Source organism: Psychroserpens damuponensis (assembly GCF_000826655.1).
GTDB classification, from domain to species: Bacteria; Bacteroidota; Bacteroidia; order Flavobacteriales; family Flavobacteriaceae; genus Psychroserpens; species Psychroserpens damuponensis.
Genome location: NZ_JXJO01000010.1, coordinates 23545 through 41703 on the forward strand (window position 1 = coordinate 23545; position 18159 = coordinate 41703).

The window sequence follows — 18159 nt, forward strand, 5'->3', positions numbered from 1 at the left end:
CTGTTTACCGCAAAATAGGTTTGGCAAAGTTTAATTCACTTTAAATACAATTGGAAGATTATAAAGTACAGATACTGGTTGCTCTCTTTGCAAACCTGGTTCCATTTGTGGAATTTTGTTTGTTACACGCTCTGCTTCTTTTTCTAAACTTGGATGTGGTGCTCTGGTTAAGATTTCTGAAACATTTCCATTTTTATCAATTTTAAACTGAACATTGATACGTTGTGTACCAGACAACCCTAGTTCTCCGGCAAGATCGGTATCAAATTTACGCTGCACTAATTTGGTGATTTTTTCGTTCATACATTTAATACGCTCTCCATTGGTTGTTTTTTTCTCACAACCTGGATATACAGGTACCACTTCAACACCATTTAAATTGAAAGGCGCCTCAATTTTCTCATTTTTACTAGGATCTACAGGATCTTCGAACGTATTAGGATTAATAGGTTTATCTGTTGTTGGCGGATCTGTAATAATGTTTGGTGTTTCAACATCTGGTGTATCATTATCTACAATTATTGGATCATCAATGAGTTGTTTTTCTTTTGGCTTTTTAATTGGATCTGCTTTTGGAGGTACATTGGGCTCCACAATAATTGTTGGTGTGAAATAAGGACTATCATCAGGATCAACGATAACAAGGTCTTGTTTAAATACTTTGTTTTCAAACTTCATCTCAAATAAGGCGTAGGTACCAAGAAGACAAAGAATGAGTCCGATTTGAAAATACAACGATGAGTTTTTTTGTAAATTTGCATCGTGCTTGTGTGATTTTTGCACATTTTTATTGCTCTGACCAGCAATATCGTGCGATTTTTTAAAATCTTTCATAATATTTGATTTAAAATGTTAATATTATGTTTAAATCACAATAAGCATACCAAAGTAAAAATCCCATCTAATTACTTAGATGGGATTTTGAAATTTTATGATATGTTATATAATATCTAGTCTTGCACTTGAAATAAGATTGGTAAAGAGTAAGGTACATTTACTGGCTTACCTCTTTGTTTACCTGGTTTCATTTTAGGTAACAAGTTAATCACTCGCTTAGCCTCTTTTTCAAGACCTGGATGCGGAGCTCTTGCTCGTACACCAACGATGTTACCTGTTTTATCAATTTTAAAGATCACGTTGATACGCTGTCTTCCAGATAGACCTAATTCACTAGCTAAATCTGTATCAAATTTTTTGTTTACAAACTTGCTAATTTTATCAGACATACATTGCTTTTTAGCATTGTTACCTTTTTCATTTTCACAACCTGGGAAAATTGGTACATTTTCAATAACGTTAAAAGGTACATCTATATCTTCTTCTACTTCTTCAACTTCAATTTCTTCAACCTCAACGATTTCTTCAGTTTGGTCAGTTTCTGTAGATTCAATTACTGTTTCTTCAATTTCCTTTTCATCTTCCACGATTTCAATTTCCTCAGGCACTACAGGTGGTGGAGGTGGTGGAGGTGGTGGAACTATTTTTTGATCTGTAATAGGAATATCTTCTTCTTCAAGAGCGTCTAAGTCTAATTGTCCAATATCAATAACTTCTTTCTCATATGATCTATAATTAATAGTCAAATAAGTTAGAGCCATCATCAATACCATTCCTACGGCAAAATACAGCGAGCTGTTTCTGCTTACATCTGATTTAATATTCTTTTTAGGTTCCATGTGCTTAAAAGGTTTTCTGAATGCTAAATTAACCAATTTTTTGTTAAAAAAGCAAGCTATTATTTTAATTTAACTTTAGTTTATTTCTAAATTTAATAATTAGAGTTGCAAAGGTTACTCCTAATGTATTTGCTAATGCATCAAAAACATCTAACGTTCTGTAAGATGTTAATACATGCTGAAGAACTTCAATAATAATGCCATAAATAATTACACATATAGCAGATATTAATATGATATACGTTCCTTTTTTGGTTCTACTATAATTATAGACAAGAACAGTGAACAAAAAATAAGCTATAAAATGGAAAATCTTATCATCAAACGAGGAGCCTAAACTTGGCATACCTCCTAAATGAACTAGGCTAACAGTTGTTAATGCTAAAGCATATAATATTAAAATAGGCAATGCCCATTTTTTAAGCACCAATAAGAGCTTTGTAATCATCGGCAGATAATAGATTATCAATTTCTGAGGCATCAGAAAATTTAATTTTAATCATCCAACCGTCACCATAAGGATCTGTATTCACCTTTTCTGGCTCGTCTTCTAGACTCTCGTTAAACTCTATAATCTCTCCAGAGAGTGGTAAGAATAAATCTGAAACGGTTTTAACGGCCTCAACCGTACCAAATATTTCTTCGATGTCTAAAGTTTCATCGAGTGTTTCTACTTCAACATAAACGATATCTCCAAGTTCTCCTTGTGCGAAATCTGTAATACCTACTGTAGCGGTATCACCTTCAATTTTGATCCATTCGTGATCCTTTGTGTATTTTAAATCTGATGGTATATTCATGGTATAATCTAATTTTTTGTATGGTTTACAAATGTAATTTTTTTAGATATTATATGCTACTAATTTCCAAAATTGTAACGCAATGTAAATCCTGATCTAATTGTCGTTTGTGGAAAAGCAGTGGATATTTCGTATTCAGAGAAAGTATAATCAAAATAGAAAATGGCAGTTAAGTTTTTAGAAAACGCATAATCTGCTGTATACTTTAATCCCCAAATGGTTTGACCTTGAGTAATTTGATTGTTTTCGATATCTAAATACCTAATAATGGTTTTATTGTTTCTTACTGAAACATCTGCTTTCATGTTTAAATCACTTTTAATCACTTGCTTTGGTCCGGCTAATTTAGAACGAATGCGTAAATCTTTAATACGATAGCCTAAACCTAATATGTATTCATGACCCTGAATTTCTGTCAATAAATTATTATCAAAACTCATAGATAAAATACGATCCTTCTTCATTTCAGCTAAGATCTTGACTGAATTTTTCATTTCAAAATCGATTCTAAACAGAGGACTAAATTGTTCTTCTAGATTGATATTACTAAAAATAGTTTGATTTTTAAAGTTACCCGATTGATCTACAACTTCACTAAAATTAGGTTGATCTTCATAGGCTACACCTGGTTGTAAATCTCCTGGCTGCAAATCTAAATTTGTTCTAAATTGATTAATTGTATAACTAGAACGGTAACCATGTGTTATTGAAAAACGCTTAAATCGTTTTTTAAACCACTTCATTTTCATGAAGCCTGTATACTTTAATTGCCAATTAGGAATTGGAATATCTCTAAATGCAGATAAACTAATTTTATCTGGATTTGTACCTTTATAAGCTGCCAAAAATGATGGTAATAATACTGCTTGACTGTTTTTACCAAACCCTAATGGATAGCCTTCTGCATCTATAGAATAGTTATCATTGCCATAAAACTCGCGTGCTAAACGCCTTGCGACAACTAATCTGTTGGTTCTAAAATCATCAAATGCTGCAGATTGGTTTTCATCACTTTTACTAAATGATGTTTTAATTAAAGCGGTTGAAATATTAAAGTTTCCGAAGGAATTAGTAATTAAAGGATTGTAATCCAACACACCATCTGACCCTAAGTTACCATTGGCATCGACAAAATCTTCAACTCTAAAGTTTTGTGTTATACTTTCGGAATAAGTACGTCCACCAGTAATATCTATGTTTAAATCGGGAATTAATTCTATATCTGCTGAAATATCTAAAATACGATTTGTTGTCTCGCTATATTGTTGATTAAAATCTTCATATACCGTTAACCAACCATTTCTTGCTGCTAGACCTCTAATATCTCTTTGGCTACCAAAAGTATACCCTAATGTTGGCTTAAAGGTACCTATAAACCCTGGAGTTCTTAAATAACCTGGTAAATATGAACCGTTATTTTCGGTATAATTTATTTGAATACGCTTAACTGCTGTTAACAAATCTATACCTGCATTTAATATTTTAGAGCCTGCACCTTTTTTTGCTGGTTCATTAGAGGCAGCTGCAGGCGATGTAGATTTCCCATCTTTACCTAAAGCTCCTGGTGTTGGGCGTTTAGACACTCTTGTATTCCTTTTTTTCTTTTTAGTTAGACCAACATGCTTATACAATGTCTCCATATTAAATGTGGAGTTAATATTGTGCGTATTTGCATTTTGAATGGAATGCCCTAAATTATAAGTCGTAAATGTACCAGGTGCATCTTCGTTTTCAATAGGTAGATTCGTATTTAAATCTGATCCTTTTTGCCATTGAAAATCTCCTGTATATGAGTAGGTCGCTCTCATAAAACTTAATGTAGGAATCTTATATAACGGGATTTCATAGTTAAGTTGTAATTGTTGATTTTGAATATTTGGATCACCAAAATCAAAGAAGCCATCCCATACATCTAATTCTGGGTTTTGTCGGCCGTTTAAAACATCATCAACAAAATAATTTCTTACAATATTTGTATTTGCAGCTGTAAAGTTTAAACTCAATGCTTTTGTTAAGTTATAATTGAGGGCATATTGCGTGTTGAAATTATAATTTCTTTGAAACAACTCTTCTAAACCAATATTATCTCCTGTTAAATCTACTTCTCTAAACTTTTGCTTATTAAACTGACGAATGATATCAGAATTCACTGTAAAACTTGTTGGTACTGGGTTAAAATTAAAATCTTTTAAAATTTTCCAATATTTACCTCTAAACAGAGAATCGTTTTTCTTAAATGGCTCTATAGGTTTAGCATCAAAACTATAAGCATAATTAACTCCAGCTCTTACTTGCTGACTTAAGGCATTTTCGATTTCAAAGTCGCGTCGTTCTTCCTTGTTATAAGAATAGTTAAATGTTAGGTTTTCTACATCATAGAAACGTGGCTTAGCATCACCTGTTCTATTTTTTCTAACACCTATAAAGTTTATACTTTTTCGTTTTGTATAATTCTCATTTACATTTAATATTGAATCCCGATTTGTTGTATTATCTAATTGTGTTTGTAATTTAATATCTTGATAAAACTCATCATACTCTGGTGTAATTATTTCTTCACCAATAGCGTAATTAAAAGGCAATTGAATTCCCCATTTTTTAGGTAATAACTGTCCTAAATTTAAATTAGTTACGATATCATACTGCTCTACATCTTCTCTACTTCTCTCATTTGGTCTTTGCTCTACCGACCCAAAACCTATAGTACTTTTACGTCCTGTTGCGCTGATATTGGCAAAATCTGCAAAATTAGCATCCATTCCTGCAACAGCTGCCCAACCACCTTCATTATCTAAATCGGCTAAACGAAGTTCATTAAACCAAATCTCTCCACATGCATCCATTCCACTTTGACCAGAATTTTTAACACCTACCATTAAAACTCGTATGTCTCCAAAGTTTGGATTTCCTTTAATTCCAATTCTTTGTTGACCAGGTACAACAGGTAAAGCATACTCTGAAGTTGCCGTTAAGTCATCACCTATAAGATCATAAAATGAAGGTTCTAAGTTAGCTAAAGAGCCGGCTGCAATTCCTAAAGATTTTACTTGTTCTAATACAGATAGATCAATATTAATTTCGTTGGCTTCTGGCCAAACAGATTCTGCAGTAGACGTTCCTGAAGAGACTTGTAAAGGCACTTCAATTTGATAATAATTTTGAGTAAAGTCATTACCCATACGAATAAAACCTATTAAATCACCATCACTTAGCATGGTTGTAGACTCACCTGGATCTGCATGTATAAACATACGCAGCTTATTATACTGTCTCATGTCTACATTAACATTTTTGTAAACACCACGAGAATCTTGTGGCTCTAAATCGCAAACCTCTAATTGTAAGGATTGTTCATTTTGTCTAATAATATTATTGTTGTTATTTAACTGCTCTAATACAACTCCTGGTGGTAAGAAATAATTACCTTCATTTTGTTGAAGGCCAACAACACCTACGGTAAAATCTGTATTATCATCATCATTATTTGCTTCTTCATCAAGTGTTAATTGATAACGTCTCCAATCACTACGCACTAAATCTAAAGTTGCGAAACGCATAACTGTTTTCTCTTCAAAATCTTTCAAAAACAAACGAGCAAAACGAACTGATCTAATATCTGAAATACCTCCAATAGCATCAGTAGGCTCAGAAATTGGAATTCTAAATTGATAATAAGTTACATCTGCTGTTTGACCATTTGGCAATGTTACTGGACGCGTTTTGACATCATTAATTTGTGGATTACTAGCATTTAATGTAGTTGGATCAATTTTAACCTCATATTGATAATAGCTATCAATAGTATTCATGGTATTATCTCGGTTGATATCCTCAACATCAGGTTGTACAGTAGACCCTCTATTAGTATCTGTAAAGACATCTGGAGAGTTACCTTGCAAACCATTATATTTTTTGTAACGCTCAAAAATATCTCCTTCAGTGTTTAAATAATACGTGTAATTATCATTTGAAGGGTCTGGACCAAAGGTTGAGCCAAATTGTATCGTTTCTTGTGCATCATCATAACCATCATAACCAGCATCTTGATTATCACGTTCTTCTCCTCCTGTTGAGAAAGTATAGATGAGTGATTGATTTCTTGGCACAACCGTTTGATAGGCTGTTACAGGTAATAAAGGCGTAATATCTCCATCCTCTGGCAATCCATTTTCATATTGTTTTTTCCCATCCTTTATGACATCTTCGGAAATGTTACCTAAATTGATAAATAGGCTACCAGGAGATGCACTTAATATGGTGTCACCACTATCGTCCATAAACGGATTCATTAACCAAAATTCAATATATTCTACATTAGCTTGTTCAAAATCTGTAGAGGTAATTTGCCTTGTAATTCCTGCCCAACTATCTTGAGGACTATCTATCAACCCATTTCCATCGGTATCAGTTTGATTTAATGGTTGAAAATTATAAGGTCCTCTTTCTGTAGGATAATACACTAAATCTAAAGTATTAATCACCGTACTTTGACCCTGAGCAACATCAATTTCAGGAAAAACTTCATCGATAAATACACGACGCGTATAAAGATCAGAAACATCTTCATCACTAATATCGCCTGGACGTTGATTACTATAAAAAATAGGATCAATTGTATACCAGTTTAATACGGCTCTATCAAAACCATTTTGAATTCCATTTTCATCTTCACCACCAAAACCAGCATAGGTTCTACCTAATCCTCTTGGTCTACTAGATAAGAACCAAGATTGAGGTGATAATAAATCTATAGCGCCTTGTGTTCCTTCAAAATCATCAACATATGCCGTAGCTTCATTATCAAAGTCTGTTCCTTTAGGAGCACCTGGTGCTAAATATGCGAACTCACCTCTTACTGATAGGTTTGAAGGTGCATCTGTATCTATATTTGGAAGTTTATTAACCAATCGTGTAAAAAACGGTACTTCGGTTGAATAATTACCATTAAACCCAAAGATGGTATTATTAATTGGTTCAGAATTATAATTGGCCTTTTGAGTAATAGGACGCTCATTTAGATTTAAAAGTGTAGCACCTAGTACAAAGTTTTCATTAAATTGATGCTCAACATTTACACCTGTAAATCGTCTTGTTTGTTGTCCAAATACGGCATTATTTTCTACCGAAACATTGATAGGAATATTAGAAGATTTTAACGCTTCATCAATAATATAAACACGTCCAATTTGATAATTTACGGTATAATCTTGACCTTCAACTAAGGTACGTCCACCAGCAGTTACAATCACAGATCCTCTAGGCACATTGAATGCTCCTAACGGAATCCCATCACCACCTGAAGATTTATAACGACCTTTAATTTGGAATTTATTTTTCTCAGCTTCATCTAAGGCTGCTGTTTTTGTTTCCTTGTAAAGAATATCATAAACATACTTAAGCTGATTTAAGTTATACGGATCTGCTCCTGCATCACCTTCGTTATATTCATAATCTGCCTCATTATCAAAATCATTTCCATCATCATCAAGAATATCAAAGAGATAACGACCAAAAGGTTCGGTTTTTGTGAATATAATTTTACCATTTTGGGTTAAAACAGTCATTCCTGGAACAAAATCAAAGAAACCATCACCACCAGCTTGCGGATCATTATTATAATTTAACCTGTCTAAATGAAATAATCTAATTAATGGTGTATCTAATATTTGTCCGTCATCAGATGTATCAAATGGTGTATTATTATCAAATTCTGGAAACGTAGAACCTTCTACAGGCGAGATATAATTTAAAGGTGAGGCTTCTGTATAGAAAATATTAAGCCTAAAATCTTCTTGATCTAATTGAAAAGCTCCAGTATCATAGATGTTTTTCATCATTAAGTCCCAAATAGGTTGATTGACATCTGTAATTGGACTCTTCAACATTTTAACAATTAAACTTTGTGTAGATCCTTCTTGTATCGTTACATAGCTATCATTAATTCCATCAAAATTAGCATCTGGTCCATTATCAACTGCTCCATCGCCATTAACATCTGCATCACCAATATCATTGATTCCGTCACCATCTGTATCTGGTCCATTATCCACAACACCATCACCATCAACATCTGCGTCTATAGAATCAGGAACACCATCACTATCGGTATCATTTCCTGAAGCAGTAGAATTCACACCATCATTAGCAAATTCACCTACTTGATACACTTGACCTCCAATAGTATATTGAAACGCAACGGCAAGAATCTCATCATTAAGTAATCTTTGGTTTAAAGAAATATAACCTAATTGTTGGCTTAACGTATAATCACTTCCTTGTTGTAACTTTCTCGCGTTTTCAAGTTTTCCGAAGTCAAACCCTTCATTAGCAGGAGTTAAAATCCCTTGTTCTGCAGTTGTAATATCCCTTACAGCAGAAGATAAAAATGAACCTGCTCCACCAATATTTGTTGGGTCAAATGCATTATTATCATTATCAGGAAATTGTGAGCCAGCTGCATTTATAAATCCTCCTGGAGGCACACCTCCATTTAAACCAATAGTTTCAAATTCACCAATATCTTGCAACGCAACAACGTTTCTAACATTTTCAGTTTGATTACTTCTGTTGGTTACCCATACTTCTATTCTTGTAACCTGTATATTATTAGCAATGTAAGGGTAACGCAGCATTGATTCATCATAAGTATCTCTAAAATATTGTGCTAAGAAATAGTGTCTATTCTCATCATAATCTCTTGCAAAGAATTCAAATTCTTCAACCGTACCACCACCTTGAGCTACTACAGATTGTGACTGTGATTTTTGTTCAGAGAAAATTGCAGTCACTCTAGTTTTACCAAATTGCAATTCGGTTTTAACACCAAATAAACTTTGTGCACCAGTTATCAACGAACTGTTAAGTGGCATACTTACGTTACCAACTTCTATTTTTCTAACAATATCATCTTCGGTTGGTGTGTATTCTAATTTTGTTAATTGTTGAAAATCAAATGTGGACTCAGTATCATAATTTACAGTTACTTGTAAACGTGTACCTACTTTACCTAATAAACTTAGGCTTATACGTTGATCAAAATCGAATGTAAAATTACTTCGATTTCTAGGAGAAAATGTTGGATTATCTTGTTTGGTAAAAAGGATTCCTAAATCTACTTCTGCAGAACCTTGTGGTATCACTTCAATTGTATTACCTCCAAAAATAGTTTCAAAAAACCCTGAATTAACATAAAATTCTGGCAAAAGGTTTTTTTGTTCATCTTCTGCACCTTCTTTTTGACCAGCTGCAGCATCAATTTTTTGCTTGTAATATTTTTGCTGTTGTTCGAGCAAAACGAGTCTATGAAATTCTGCTGGTGTTAATATAATAGGATAATTAATATTAAAATTCCCAACAGTTTCTGTATAAATATATCTATCTGTTATTGGGTCATATGTATATTTTGAAACAATACTTTGAGGGTTAGGAATACTAAGCTTTCCTAAAGAAAATCCGGTTTTTGTTGAGTCTTGTTCGGCAGGATTAATTTGTGCATAGCCAAAACTGCTAATCAATATTGAAGCAATTACTAATAGTAGTCGGTATGATTTTGAATAAGTAAAGTTAGTTGTACTCAAATTTCTATAAATTTTTTAGCGCTTCTTTAATAATGTTTTCTACCGTGGCATCTGGTTGTTTTGATACAATTTTTTCTACAACACGTTCTGCTTGTTTTTTAGCAAATCCTAAAACCTCTAAAGCTGATAACGCTTCATCTTTATTCGTATTGTTCTTATTAACAGAAACTTCATCAATATCGTACACTTTAAGTACTTTATCCTTTAAATCTAGTATTACTCGTGCTGCTGTTTTGGCTCCAATTCCCTTAATAGATTGGATTAATGCTACATCTCCATGAGCAATACCTTCTTTCACTTGCTGTGGTGTTAGAGACGACAGCATCATTCTTGCAGTATTTGCTCCTATTCCACTTACAGATAGCAATAATTTGAAGATTTCACGTTCTGCAATGGTTGAAAACCCATAAAGTGTATGAGAATCTTCTCGCACTATTAAATGCGCATATAATTTGAGAGCCTCTTGATCTGGAATTTGTGAAAATGTATGTAGTGATATATTTAAAAGATAACCAACACCATTACAGTCTATAACAACATCTGTTGGGTTCTTCTCTACTAATTTACCTTGAATATGTGTTATCATTACTCAACTGTGTTTAATTTCAATAGTAAAATAGTACTCCTATATCACAATTAAAATTGAAAACTCAAATGTAATAAAATTATTTGCATTACAAAGGCGATTGGTATGGTATTACACTTGACTTACTTACGCAATAATTTTGCTTTTTGCTGAGCATCAATCACTGCGATAGCTGTCATATTTACTATTTCATCTACACTTGCATGTAATTGTAGTATGTGAACTGGTTTTTTCATTCCCATCATAATAGGTCCAATTGAGTCTGCCTTATTAAGTTCTTTTAAGAGTTTATAAGTAATGTTGGCTGACTCTAAATTTGGAAAAATTAGCGTATTCACTTTTTTACCTGCCAATTTAGAGAATGGAAACGTTTCTTCTAGTAATTCTCTATTTAGTGCAAAATCGGTTTGCAATTCACCATCAACAATTAAATCAGGATGCCTTTTATGTAAATACTCAACTGCTTCTCTAACTTTAACTGCTGTTTGATTTTTTGAAGATCCAAAATTAGAGTACGATATCATTGCCATCACAGGTTCCATACCAAACATTTTAACAACACCAGCCGTCATTTGAGCTATTCTCGTAAGATCATTAGCTGACGGATTTATATTAATAGAGGTATCGCTCAAAAACATTGGACCACGTTGTGTCATCATTACATTTGTAGTTGCAACACGAGTAGAACCAGTGGCTAAACCTATTAGCTCTAACATAGGCTTTACGACTAGCGGGTAACTTCTAGCATAACCAGAAATCAATGCATCTGCATCACCCATATTTACCATCATCGCAGCATAGTAATTACGTTCTCGCATTATTCTTTCTGCGGAATAAAGCGTTACACCTTTACGTCTACGTTGTTCCCAATAGACTTTTGCATACTGATTTTTTCGTTCTTCTTCTTCGTCAGATTTTGGATCAATAATTTCTAAATCTGCATCAAACTCAATCTCTTCCATTAATTTTAGAATCGTTTGACGCCTTCCTAATAAAATAGGAATGGCAACACCTTCATCATAAACAATTTGAGCTGCCTTAAGTACATCTAAATGATCGGCTTCAGCATAAACCACACGTTTTGGGTTCATCTTTGCTCTATTTAGTAATAGTCTTACTATTTTGTTATCAGATCCTAAACGCTCTAAAAGTTCATCTTTATACTTATCCCAATCTACAATTGGCTCTGTAGCAACACCACTCTCCATAGCTGCTTTTGCTACTGCTGGAGGCACTTCTGCAATTAATCTAGGATCAAATGGCTTTGGGATGATATAGTCACGTCCAAAAGTTAAACGTGTTTCCCCATAAGCGATATTAACTTGCTCTGGTACTGGCTCTTTAGCTAAATTAGCCAAAGCATAAACTGCGGCCATTTTCATAGCTTCGTTTATTTTTGTTGAACGCACATCTAAAGCTCCTCTAAAAATAAATGGAAAACCAAGTACATTGTTTACTTGATTAGGATGATCACTCCTACCAGTTGCCATAATGATATCTTTACGAGTAGCAATTGCAATATCATAAGGAATCTCTGGATTAGGATTTGCCATCGCGAACACAATCGGATCATTAGCCATAGCCAAAAGCATGTCTGGTGACACAATATCTGCCATTGACAAACCAATAAAAACATCGGCATTTTTCATAGCCTCATCTAAAGTATCAATTTTTTTATGGGTTGCGAATTCAGCCTTTTCTTTGGTTAAATTATCACGATCGTCTCTAATAACACCTTTACTATCTAGCATGACCATATTCTCGCGCTTAGCTCCACAAGCTTGGTATAATCTCGAGCAAGAAATCGCGGCAGCACCAGCTCCACTTATAACAATTTGTACGTCATCTATTTTCTTGCCTGCAATCTCTAAAGCATTTAATAATGCAGCTGCAGAAATTATTGCAGTACCATGTTGATCGTCATGCATTACCGGAATATCCAATTCTGCTTTTAAACGACGTTCTATTTCAAAAGCTTCAGGAGCCTTAATATCCTCTAAATTTATACCACCAAAAGTTGGTGCTATTTTTTTCACGGTTTGAATAAATTCTTCAACATTTTCGGTATCAACTTCAATGTCAAATACATCAATATCTGCAAAAATTTTAAAGAGCAAACCTTTACCTTCCATAACAGGTTTAGAGGCTTCAGGACCTATATTACCTAGTCCCAATACTGCAGTTCCATTAGAAATCACAGCAACTAAGTTACCTTTAGCTGTATATTTATAGGCGTTTTTTTTATCTTTTTCAATCTCTAAACAAGGTTCAGCAACACCAGGCGAATAGGCTAAAGACAAATCTCTTTGTGTAGCATATTTTTTTGTTGGTACGACTTGAATTTTACCTGGAGTAGGCTTAGCATGATACACTAAAGCTTCTCTGCGTTTACTTTGTTTGCTCATTTTAGTTGCGTATTAAATGATTTACAAAGATAATTGTTTTATAAGAAAGAAAAACAAAAAGCCTTAGTAATCATTGATTGATTATTAAGGCTCTTATTAAATTATTTTACAATTACTTATTTATTGTTTTTCCTCCCTCAGGTTTAGAAAAAAAGTTTTTATCAACTGCAGGAGAAAAGCTAAGATCACTCACTTCTATTTTAGTAATATACTCACCTAAGCCATCTTTATCTTTGGTTGACCAATATGTTTTAAAGCCTGTTGAAAACGTGATATCATTGACAGTTGTAGTTCCTTGAGAAACCGTAATTTTCTCTGGAGCATGACCTCCGTTTGGAAAATACTTTGGGTATGATACTATATATTTAAAAGCATCTACTAAATTAGTTTTTGCATTTACATATAGTATGTAATAATCATCAGGAGCAGACCCTACACCTGCATCATATGTTGCTTTTATAACTTTTTGTGCTTTACCTTTAAAGTTTTGCTCCGGCAACAATTCTAGATTAACACCTTCTCCATCTAAAACAAAAGGCTGTCCAGAGAAATACAGAGGTGTTAGTGCCCAAAAAGCAGTATCATAATCAAAAGAGGTACTGTCTTTAGCTTTTACCCACGATTCGTTTCCGTCCCAACCATAGATTGAAGATGGATCTTCTATACTATGATGTCTAGCTTTATTACTCCAAGTATCAATAGTTTGATATGAATCCCTTATACCTTTGCCATTTACGGGTTGATAGTTAAAACGAAATGAAAAATAACCATTAGAATACCAAGTTTTCAAACCTCCATGAGCTTCCATCGCACTCCATAACACTTTCCCAGCCTCTGTAGCGTTTAATCTTTTATTAGCTGCATCTACTCTTTTTTGAATCCATGAGTCTGGGATATCATATTGCGATTTAGATGTTTCTTCTACAGTTTTTTCAACGGTTGTTTCACCGGTAGTTTCCTTACAAGCTATAAGACTTAATACTAAAACTAAGCCTAATAGTTTATGTGATATTTTCATTATTCTATTTTTTATTGGTTAATAAACTAAAGTCGTAATGATGATCTTGACATTTCAAAAATAATTAGTTTTATGGAAAACGTGATACTTACGACCAATGCATTAATGAGTCTCTAAATGAATGTACATGATAATTCTTAAATGATTAATTCAACTATTTCAAAAAATTAATATTTCGTTGTAATCCAGAAAATTTAGTTCTTTTTACTGCTGATTTCTGAAATACTTTACTAAACGTATCTTGAGTAATTTCTTCCCAATCTTTTTTTGTCATATCTAACAATTCAGGATGCGGATTAAACAAGGGTTCGCTATGTGCTTTAGAAAACCGGTTCCAAGGGCACACATCCTGGCAAATATCGCAGCCAAACATCCAATCATTGAATTTTCCTTTTACTTCGGAAGGAATATTGTCTTTAAGTTCTATCGTGAAATATGAAATACATTTACTACCATCAACAACATAAGGCTCAGTAATTGCTTCTGTAGGGCACGCGTCTATACAAGCTGTACATGTACCGCAATGATCTGAAACTATATGGTCATATTCTAGTTCTAGATCGATAATAAGCTCTGCAATAAAATAGAATGATCCAACTTTTTGAGTCAATAAGTTAGAGTGTTTGCCAATCCATCCTAAACCAGATTTGGCTGCCCAAGCTTTGTCTAAAACTGGAGCAGAATCTACAAATGCTCGTCCGTTAACGTCTCCTATTTCCGTTTGGATTGTATGTAACAATTCTTTCAGTTTATCTTTGATGACAAAGTGATAATCGGTACCGTAAGCGTATTTTGAGAGTTGATAACTTTCTGGGTTTTGAATTTCCGAAGGAAAATAATTTAAGAGTAATGAGATCACACTTTTTGATCCTTCAACGAGTTTTGTGGGATCGAGGCGTTTGTCAAAATGGTTTTCCATATAACGCATTTCGCCATGTGCGTTGTTTTTTAACCACTTTTCTAATCGAGGTGCTTCTTCTTCTAGAAATCCTGATGGACTTATACCACAAGATAAAAACCCGAGGCGTTGGGCCTCATCTTTTATTAATTGACTGTATTTAGATTTGTTATTAATCACTTATCTAGGTTCAAATCTTAGAAATGCATTTTCAGGCTTTAAAGTAATTAATGGTGTAATTTCAATGTTTTCAAATTCTGCATATATTTTATACTTAGATACTATTTCTCTTATGGCGATAATCATTTCAAACATCGCAAAATTGTTACCAATACATTTTCTAGGTCCTGCACCAAAAGGGAAATATTGTGATGAAAATTTACGTGAACCCTCTTCAAAACGTTCTGGTTTAAACTCGTTTGGTTGTTCCCAAAGTTTTGGATGACGATGCATCTCATATACCGAAAACAATAAATTAGAGCCAGGTTCAAAATTCATATCATCAAAATGATCTTCGGCAATATTAACGCGATCTATAAAATAGGCTGGAGGATATAAACGCATGGACTCTTCAATAACTTGCTGACAAATTTTTGATGCCAAAACACGTTGCATTAAATCATTGGTTTCTTGATTTACTTCAGAAATTTCAGCATAAATCTTTTCTTGCCATTCTGGATGTTTTGCTAATAACTGAAACGTGAATGTCAATGCATTTGATGTGGTCTCATGACCTGCAGTAAAAATAATTAGAATTTCATCTATGAGTTGTTCTTCACTCATACCCAAACCGTCATCATATTTGGTTTCTATCAACATATCTAATAAATCATCATAACGTTTACCAGATGATTTTCGTTCGTCAACGATACCTTTCAAAATTATTCTAGCCTCTTTTGAAAGATCCAAATGTTTTTTAATTGTACCACTTGCTTTGAACCACCAACCTAGATAAGGTTGACGTAATTCTTTAACCAACATACGTTGATTTGCTTCGGTTACGTATTGCAAACGTTCCATATCTCTAGATCGTGCAGCTTTTGTAAATAATGATTTTACAACGGTTTGAAAGGCTAAATCATTGAGCGTAGGGAATATATCTACAACTGTATTCACCTCAATATTTTCATACTCTGAAACGATGGTTTCTTGCATGCCACTTAATAAATTCTCCAACTGCTTTTTATGAAAAGCAGGCTGCATCATTTTACGTTGTTTTTTCCATTTGTCTCCTTCGGAAGTTAACAAGCCTTCACCTACATATTTAACTAAGTCTTCCGTTTGGATTTTAGATTTTACATAGTTTTTTTGATTCTTCTGAAGTACATACACTGCTAAAGCTGCATTTCTACAAAAAATAACGCTGTTATTGAACCCTATTTTTAATCTAAAAACATCTCCTTGTTCTGTGAAATTTTTATGGTGAAAAGGAAGTGGGTTTTTAAGAATTTCTAACGAATGCTTAATGAATTTATGTAAAGAAATAGTAGGTATTTGTTTTTTTGAATTCATGAAGCGTGTCCTATTACGTTTTTATTTTATGGTCATTTTGATGAAAAATAGATTAAGCATCAAGAATTCTCATCTCATTTGTGTACCTCTTAATCCTACTTTGGGTGATTGATATAGTGCGTACTATTTAAAACAATCCACCTTGAGTTGGTCCTTTTATTTTACCAAGATGCTTATAAGCTTGTTCTGTAACTTCACGACCTCGAGGTGTACGCATTAAAAATCCCTGCTGAATTAGAAAGGGCTCGTAAACTTCTTCAATAGTTTCTGCACTTTCACTTACTGCTGTAGCAATGGTTGTTATACCAACAGGACCTCCTTTAAATTTTTCAATGATGGTTGCAAGGATTTTATTATCCATTTCATCCAAACCATGTGCATCTACATGGAGGGCTTCTAAAGCGAACTTTGCAATTTTAATATCTATACTACCATTACCTTTTATTTGAGCAAAATCTCGTACTCTACGTAATAAGGCATTTGCTATTCTTGGTGTACCACGGCTTCGTCCTGCAATTTCAACCGCAGCTTCCATAGAAATTGGAACGCCCAAAATAGATGCACTACGTTGTAAAATTGTAGTTAACAACTCGGTATTATAATATTGTAATCTACTTTGTATTCCAAAACGTGCTCGCATTGGAGACGTTAATAACCCTGAACGCGTTGTTGCACCAACTAAAGTAAAGGGGTTTAAATTGATTTGAACCGTTCTTGCATTTGGTCCAGACTCAATCATAATATCGATTTTGTAATCTTCCATAGCAGAATATAAATACTCTTCTACAATAGGACTTAATCTATGTATTTCGTCAATGAATAAGACATCTCTTTCATCAAGATTGGTTAGCAAACCAGCTAAATCACCTGGCTTGTCTAATACTGGACCAGAAGTCACTTTGATACCAACATTAAGCTCACTTGCCAAAATGTGAGCAAGTGTTGTTTTCCCTAATCCTGGAGGACCATGAAATAAGGTATGATCTAGGGCTTCTCCTCTCCCATTAGCTGCCTGAACAAAAATTTGAAGATTCTCCAACACTTGATCTTGACCTGTAAAATCATCAAAGGATAAGGGTCTTAACTTTTTTTCAACATCCAGTTCTTCTGGAGTGAAATTTTCATCTGTTGGGTCTAGATTTTCGTTCATGGCATTACCTGCGCAGGCAGATATCTTTTATTAATTATATTCTGAAATTTGCTGTATCCAAAGTTAATGATTAGAAATTACATCATGCTCATTTTTTTAATCAAACCATCTTCTTGGACTATAAATGAAATTCCTTTTGAACCAACCCATGTTTGTAGCATTTTGTCTTTATCTTTTGCTGAAAATTCAGCATCTTCAGAAGGAACAATTGGTATTATATAGTTATCTGATAATTTCAAATATCTATTTGTTAATTTCATATAACGTTCATTTTTATAATAATCATCACATGTGTTGAAATGTACAGTAAATCTCTCTTTAAAACCATTAATTTCTACAAACTGTTTCGTTAAATTATATTTATCATTATTTGAGTTTTTTTGAGCAGCCTCAAAATAGTTAATGATATAAGTTGAGTATTTTTCTTCTAATTCATAAATAATCCGACGCTCTTCTTGATTGCTCTTTTCAGAATTACAAGAGAAAACAATCAATAGAAATAATATAAAGAATTTATATTTCAGCATAATCAAATAT

12 protein-coding genes are annotated in these 18159 nt (G+C 33.4%); all 12 read right to left on the reverse strand.

Annotated elements, in window-relative coordinates:
- Positions 1-30: 30 nt before the first annotated feature.
- Positions 31-834, reverse strand: coding sequence for an energy transducer TonB (locus TD29_RS04450; RefSeq protein ID WP_052466978.1), 804 nt, complete (start codon positions 832-834; stop codon positions 31-33).
- 116 nt (positions 835-950) lie between these two features.
- Positions 951-1676, reverse strand: coding sequence for an energy transducer TonB (locus TD29_RS04455; RefSeq protein ID WP_040279198.1), 726 nt, complete (start codon positions 1674-1676; stop codon positions 951-953).
- A 64-nt stretch (positions 1677-1740) separates the two neighbouring features.
- Complete coding sequence (locus TD29_RS04460) at positions 1741-2124, reverse strand: VanZ family protein (RefSeq protein ID WP_241485204.1); 384 nt, start codon at positions 2122-2124, stop codon at positions 1741-1743.
- Complete coding sequence (gcvH, locus tag TD29_RS04465) at positions 2096-2476, reverse strand: glycine cleavage system protein GcvH (RefSeq protein ID WP_040279199.1); 381 nt, start codon at positions 2474-2476, stop codon at positions 2096-2098. The genes TD29_RS04460 and gcvH overlap by 29 nt, the downstream gene beginning before the upstream one ends.
- 59 nt (positions 2477-2535) lie before the next feature.
- Positions 2536-10053, reverse strand: a complete 7518-nt coding sequence (gene sov, locus TD29_RS04470; protein WP_040279201.1) for a T9SS outer membrane translocon Sov/SprA — start codon at positions 10051-10053, stop codon at positions 2536-2538.
- Between the two features lie 4 nt (positions 10054-10057).
- Positions 10058-10639: a Holliday junction branch migration protein RuvA gene (gene ruvA / locus TD29_RS04475; RefSeq protein WP_040279202.1), complete on the reverse strand. Its 582-nt coding sequence runs from the start codon at positions 10637-10639 to the stop codon at positions 10058-10060.
- A 122-nt stretch (positions 10640-10761) separates the two neighbouring features.
- Positions 10762-13044, reverse strand: coding sequence for an NADP-dependent malic enzyme (locus tag TD29_RS04480; RefSeq protein WP_040279203.1), 2283 nt, complete (start codon positions 13042-13044; stop codon positions 10762-10764).
- 112 nt (positions 13045-13156) lie between these two features.
- Entirely contained in the window at positions 13157-14062 is a 906-nt protein-coding gene (locus TD29_RS04485) for a DUF6503 family protein (RefSeq protein WP_040279205.1), read from the reverse strand.
- Between the two features lie 154 nt (positions 14063-14216).
- Positions 14217-15140, reverse strand: a complete 924-nt coding sequence (gene queG / locus TD29_RS04490; protein ID WP_040279206.1) for a tRNA epoxyqueuosine(34) reductase QueG — start codon at positions 15138-15140, stop codon at positions 14217-14219.
- Complete coding sequence (locus tag TD29_RS04495; protein ID WP_040279207.1) at positions 15141-16472, reverse strand: cytochrome P450; 1332 nt, start codon at positions 16470-16472, stop codon at positions 15141-15143.
- Positions 16473-16599: 127 nt separating this feature from the next.
- Positions 16600-17622 (reverse strand): Holliday junction branch migration DNA helicase RuvB, encoded by a 1023-nt coding sequence (ruvB, locus tag TD29_RS04500; RefSeq protein ID WP_040279209.1) that lies wholly within the window; start codon positions 17620-17622, stop codon positions 16600-16602.
- 77 nt (positions 17623-17699) lie between these two features.
- Complete coding sequence (locus tag TD29_RS04505) at positions 17700-18149, reverse strand: hypothetical protein (protein ID WP_152611463.1); 450 nt, start codon at positions 18147-18149, stop codon at positions 17700-17702.
- Positions 18150-18159: the final 10 nt, after the last annotated feature.

Excerpts from the sequence above, each read along its gene's own strand:
- TD29_RS04485 (WP_040279205.1), bottom strand. The coding sequence starts at position 14,062 with ATGAAAATATCACATAAACTATTAGGCTTAGTTTTAGTATTAAGTCTT.
- ruvB (WP_040279209.1), bottom strand. The coding sequence starts at position 17,622 with ATGAACGAAAATCTAGACCCAACAGATGAAAATTTCACTCCAGAAGAA.
- TD29_RS04505 (WP_152611463.1), bottom strand. The coding sequence starts at position 18,149 with ATGCTGAAATATAAATTCTTTATATTATTTCTATTGATTGTTTTCTCT.
- TD29_RS04450 (WP_052466978.1), bottom strand. The coding sequence starts at position 834 with ATGAAAGATTTTAAAAAATCGCACGATATTGCTGGTCAGAGCAATAAA.
- TD29_RS04495 (WP_040279207.1), bottom strand. The coding sequence starts at position 16,472 with ATGAATTCAAAAAAACAAATACCTACTATTTCTTTACATAAATTCATT.
- TD29_RS04455 (WP_040279198.1), bottom strand. The coding sequence starts at position 1,676 with ATGGAACCTAAAAAGAATATTAAATCAGATGTAAGCAGAAACAGCTCG.
- TD29_RS04460 (WP_241485204.1), bottom strand. The coding sequence starts at position 2,124 with ATGATTACAAAGCTCTTATTGGTGCTTAAAAAATGGGCATTGCCTATT.
- TD29_RS04480 (WP_040279203.1), bottom strand. The coding sequence starts at position 13,044 with ATGAGCAAACAAAGTAAACGCAGAGAAGCTTTAGTGTATCATGCTAAG.
- gcvH (WP_040279199.1), bottom strand. The coding sequence starts at position 2,476 with ATGAATATACCATCAGATTTAAAATACACAAAGGATCACGAATGGATC.
- ruvA (WP_040279202.1), bottom strand. The coding sequence starts at position 10,639 with ATGATAACACATATTCAAGGTAAATTAGTAGAGAAGAACCCAACAGAT.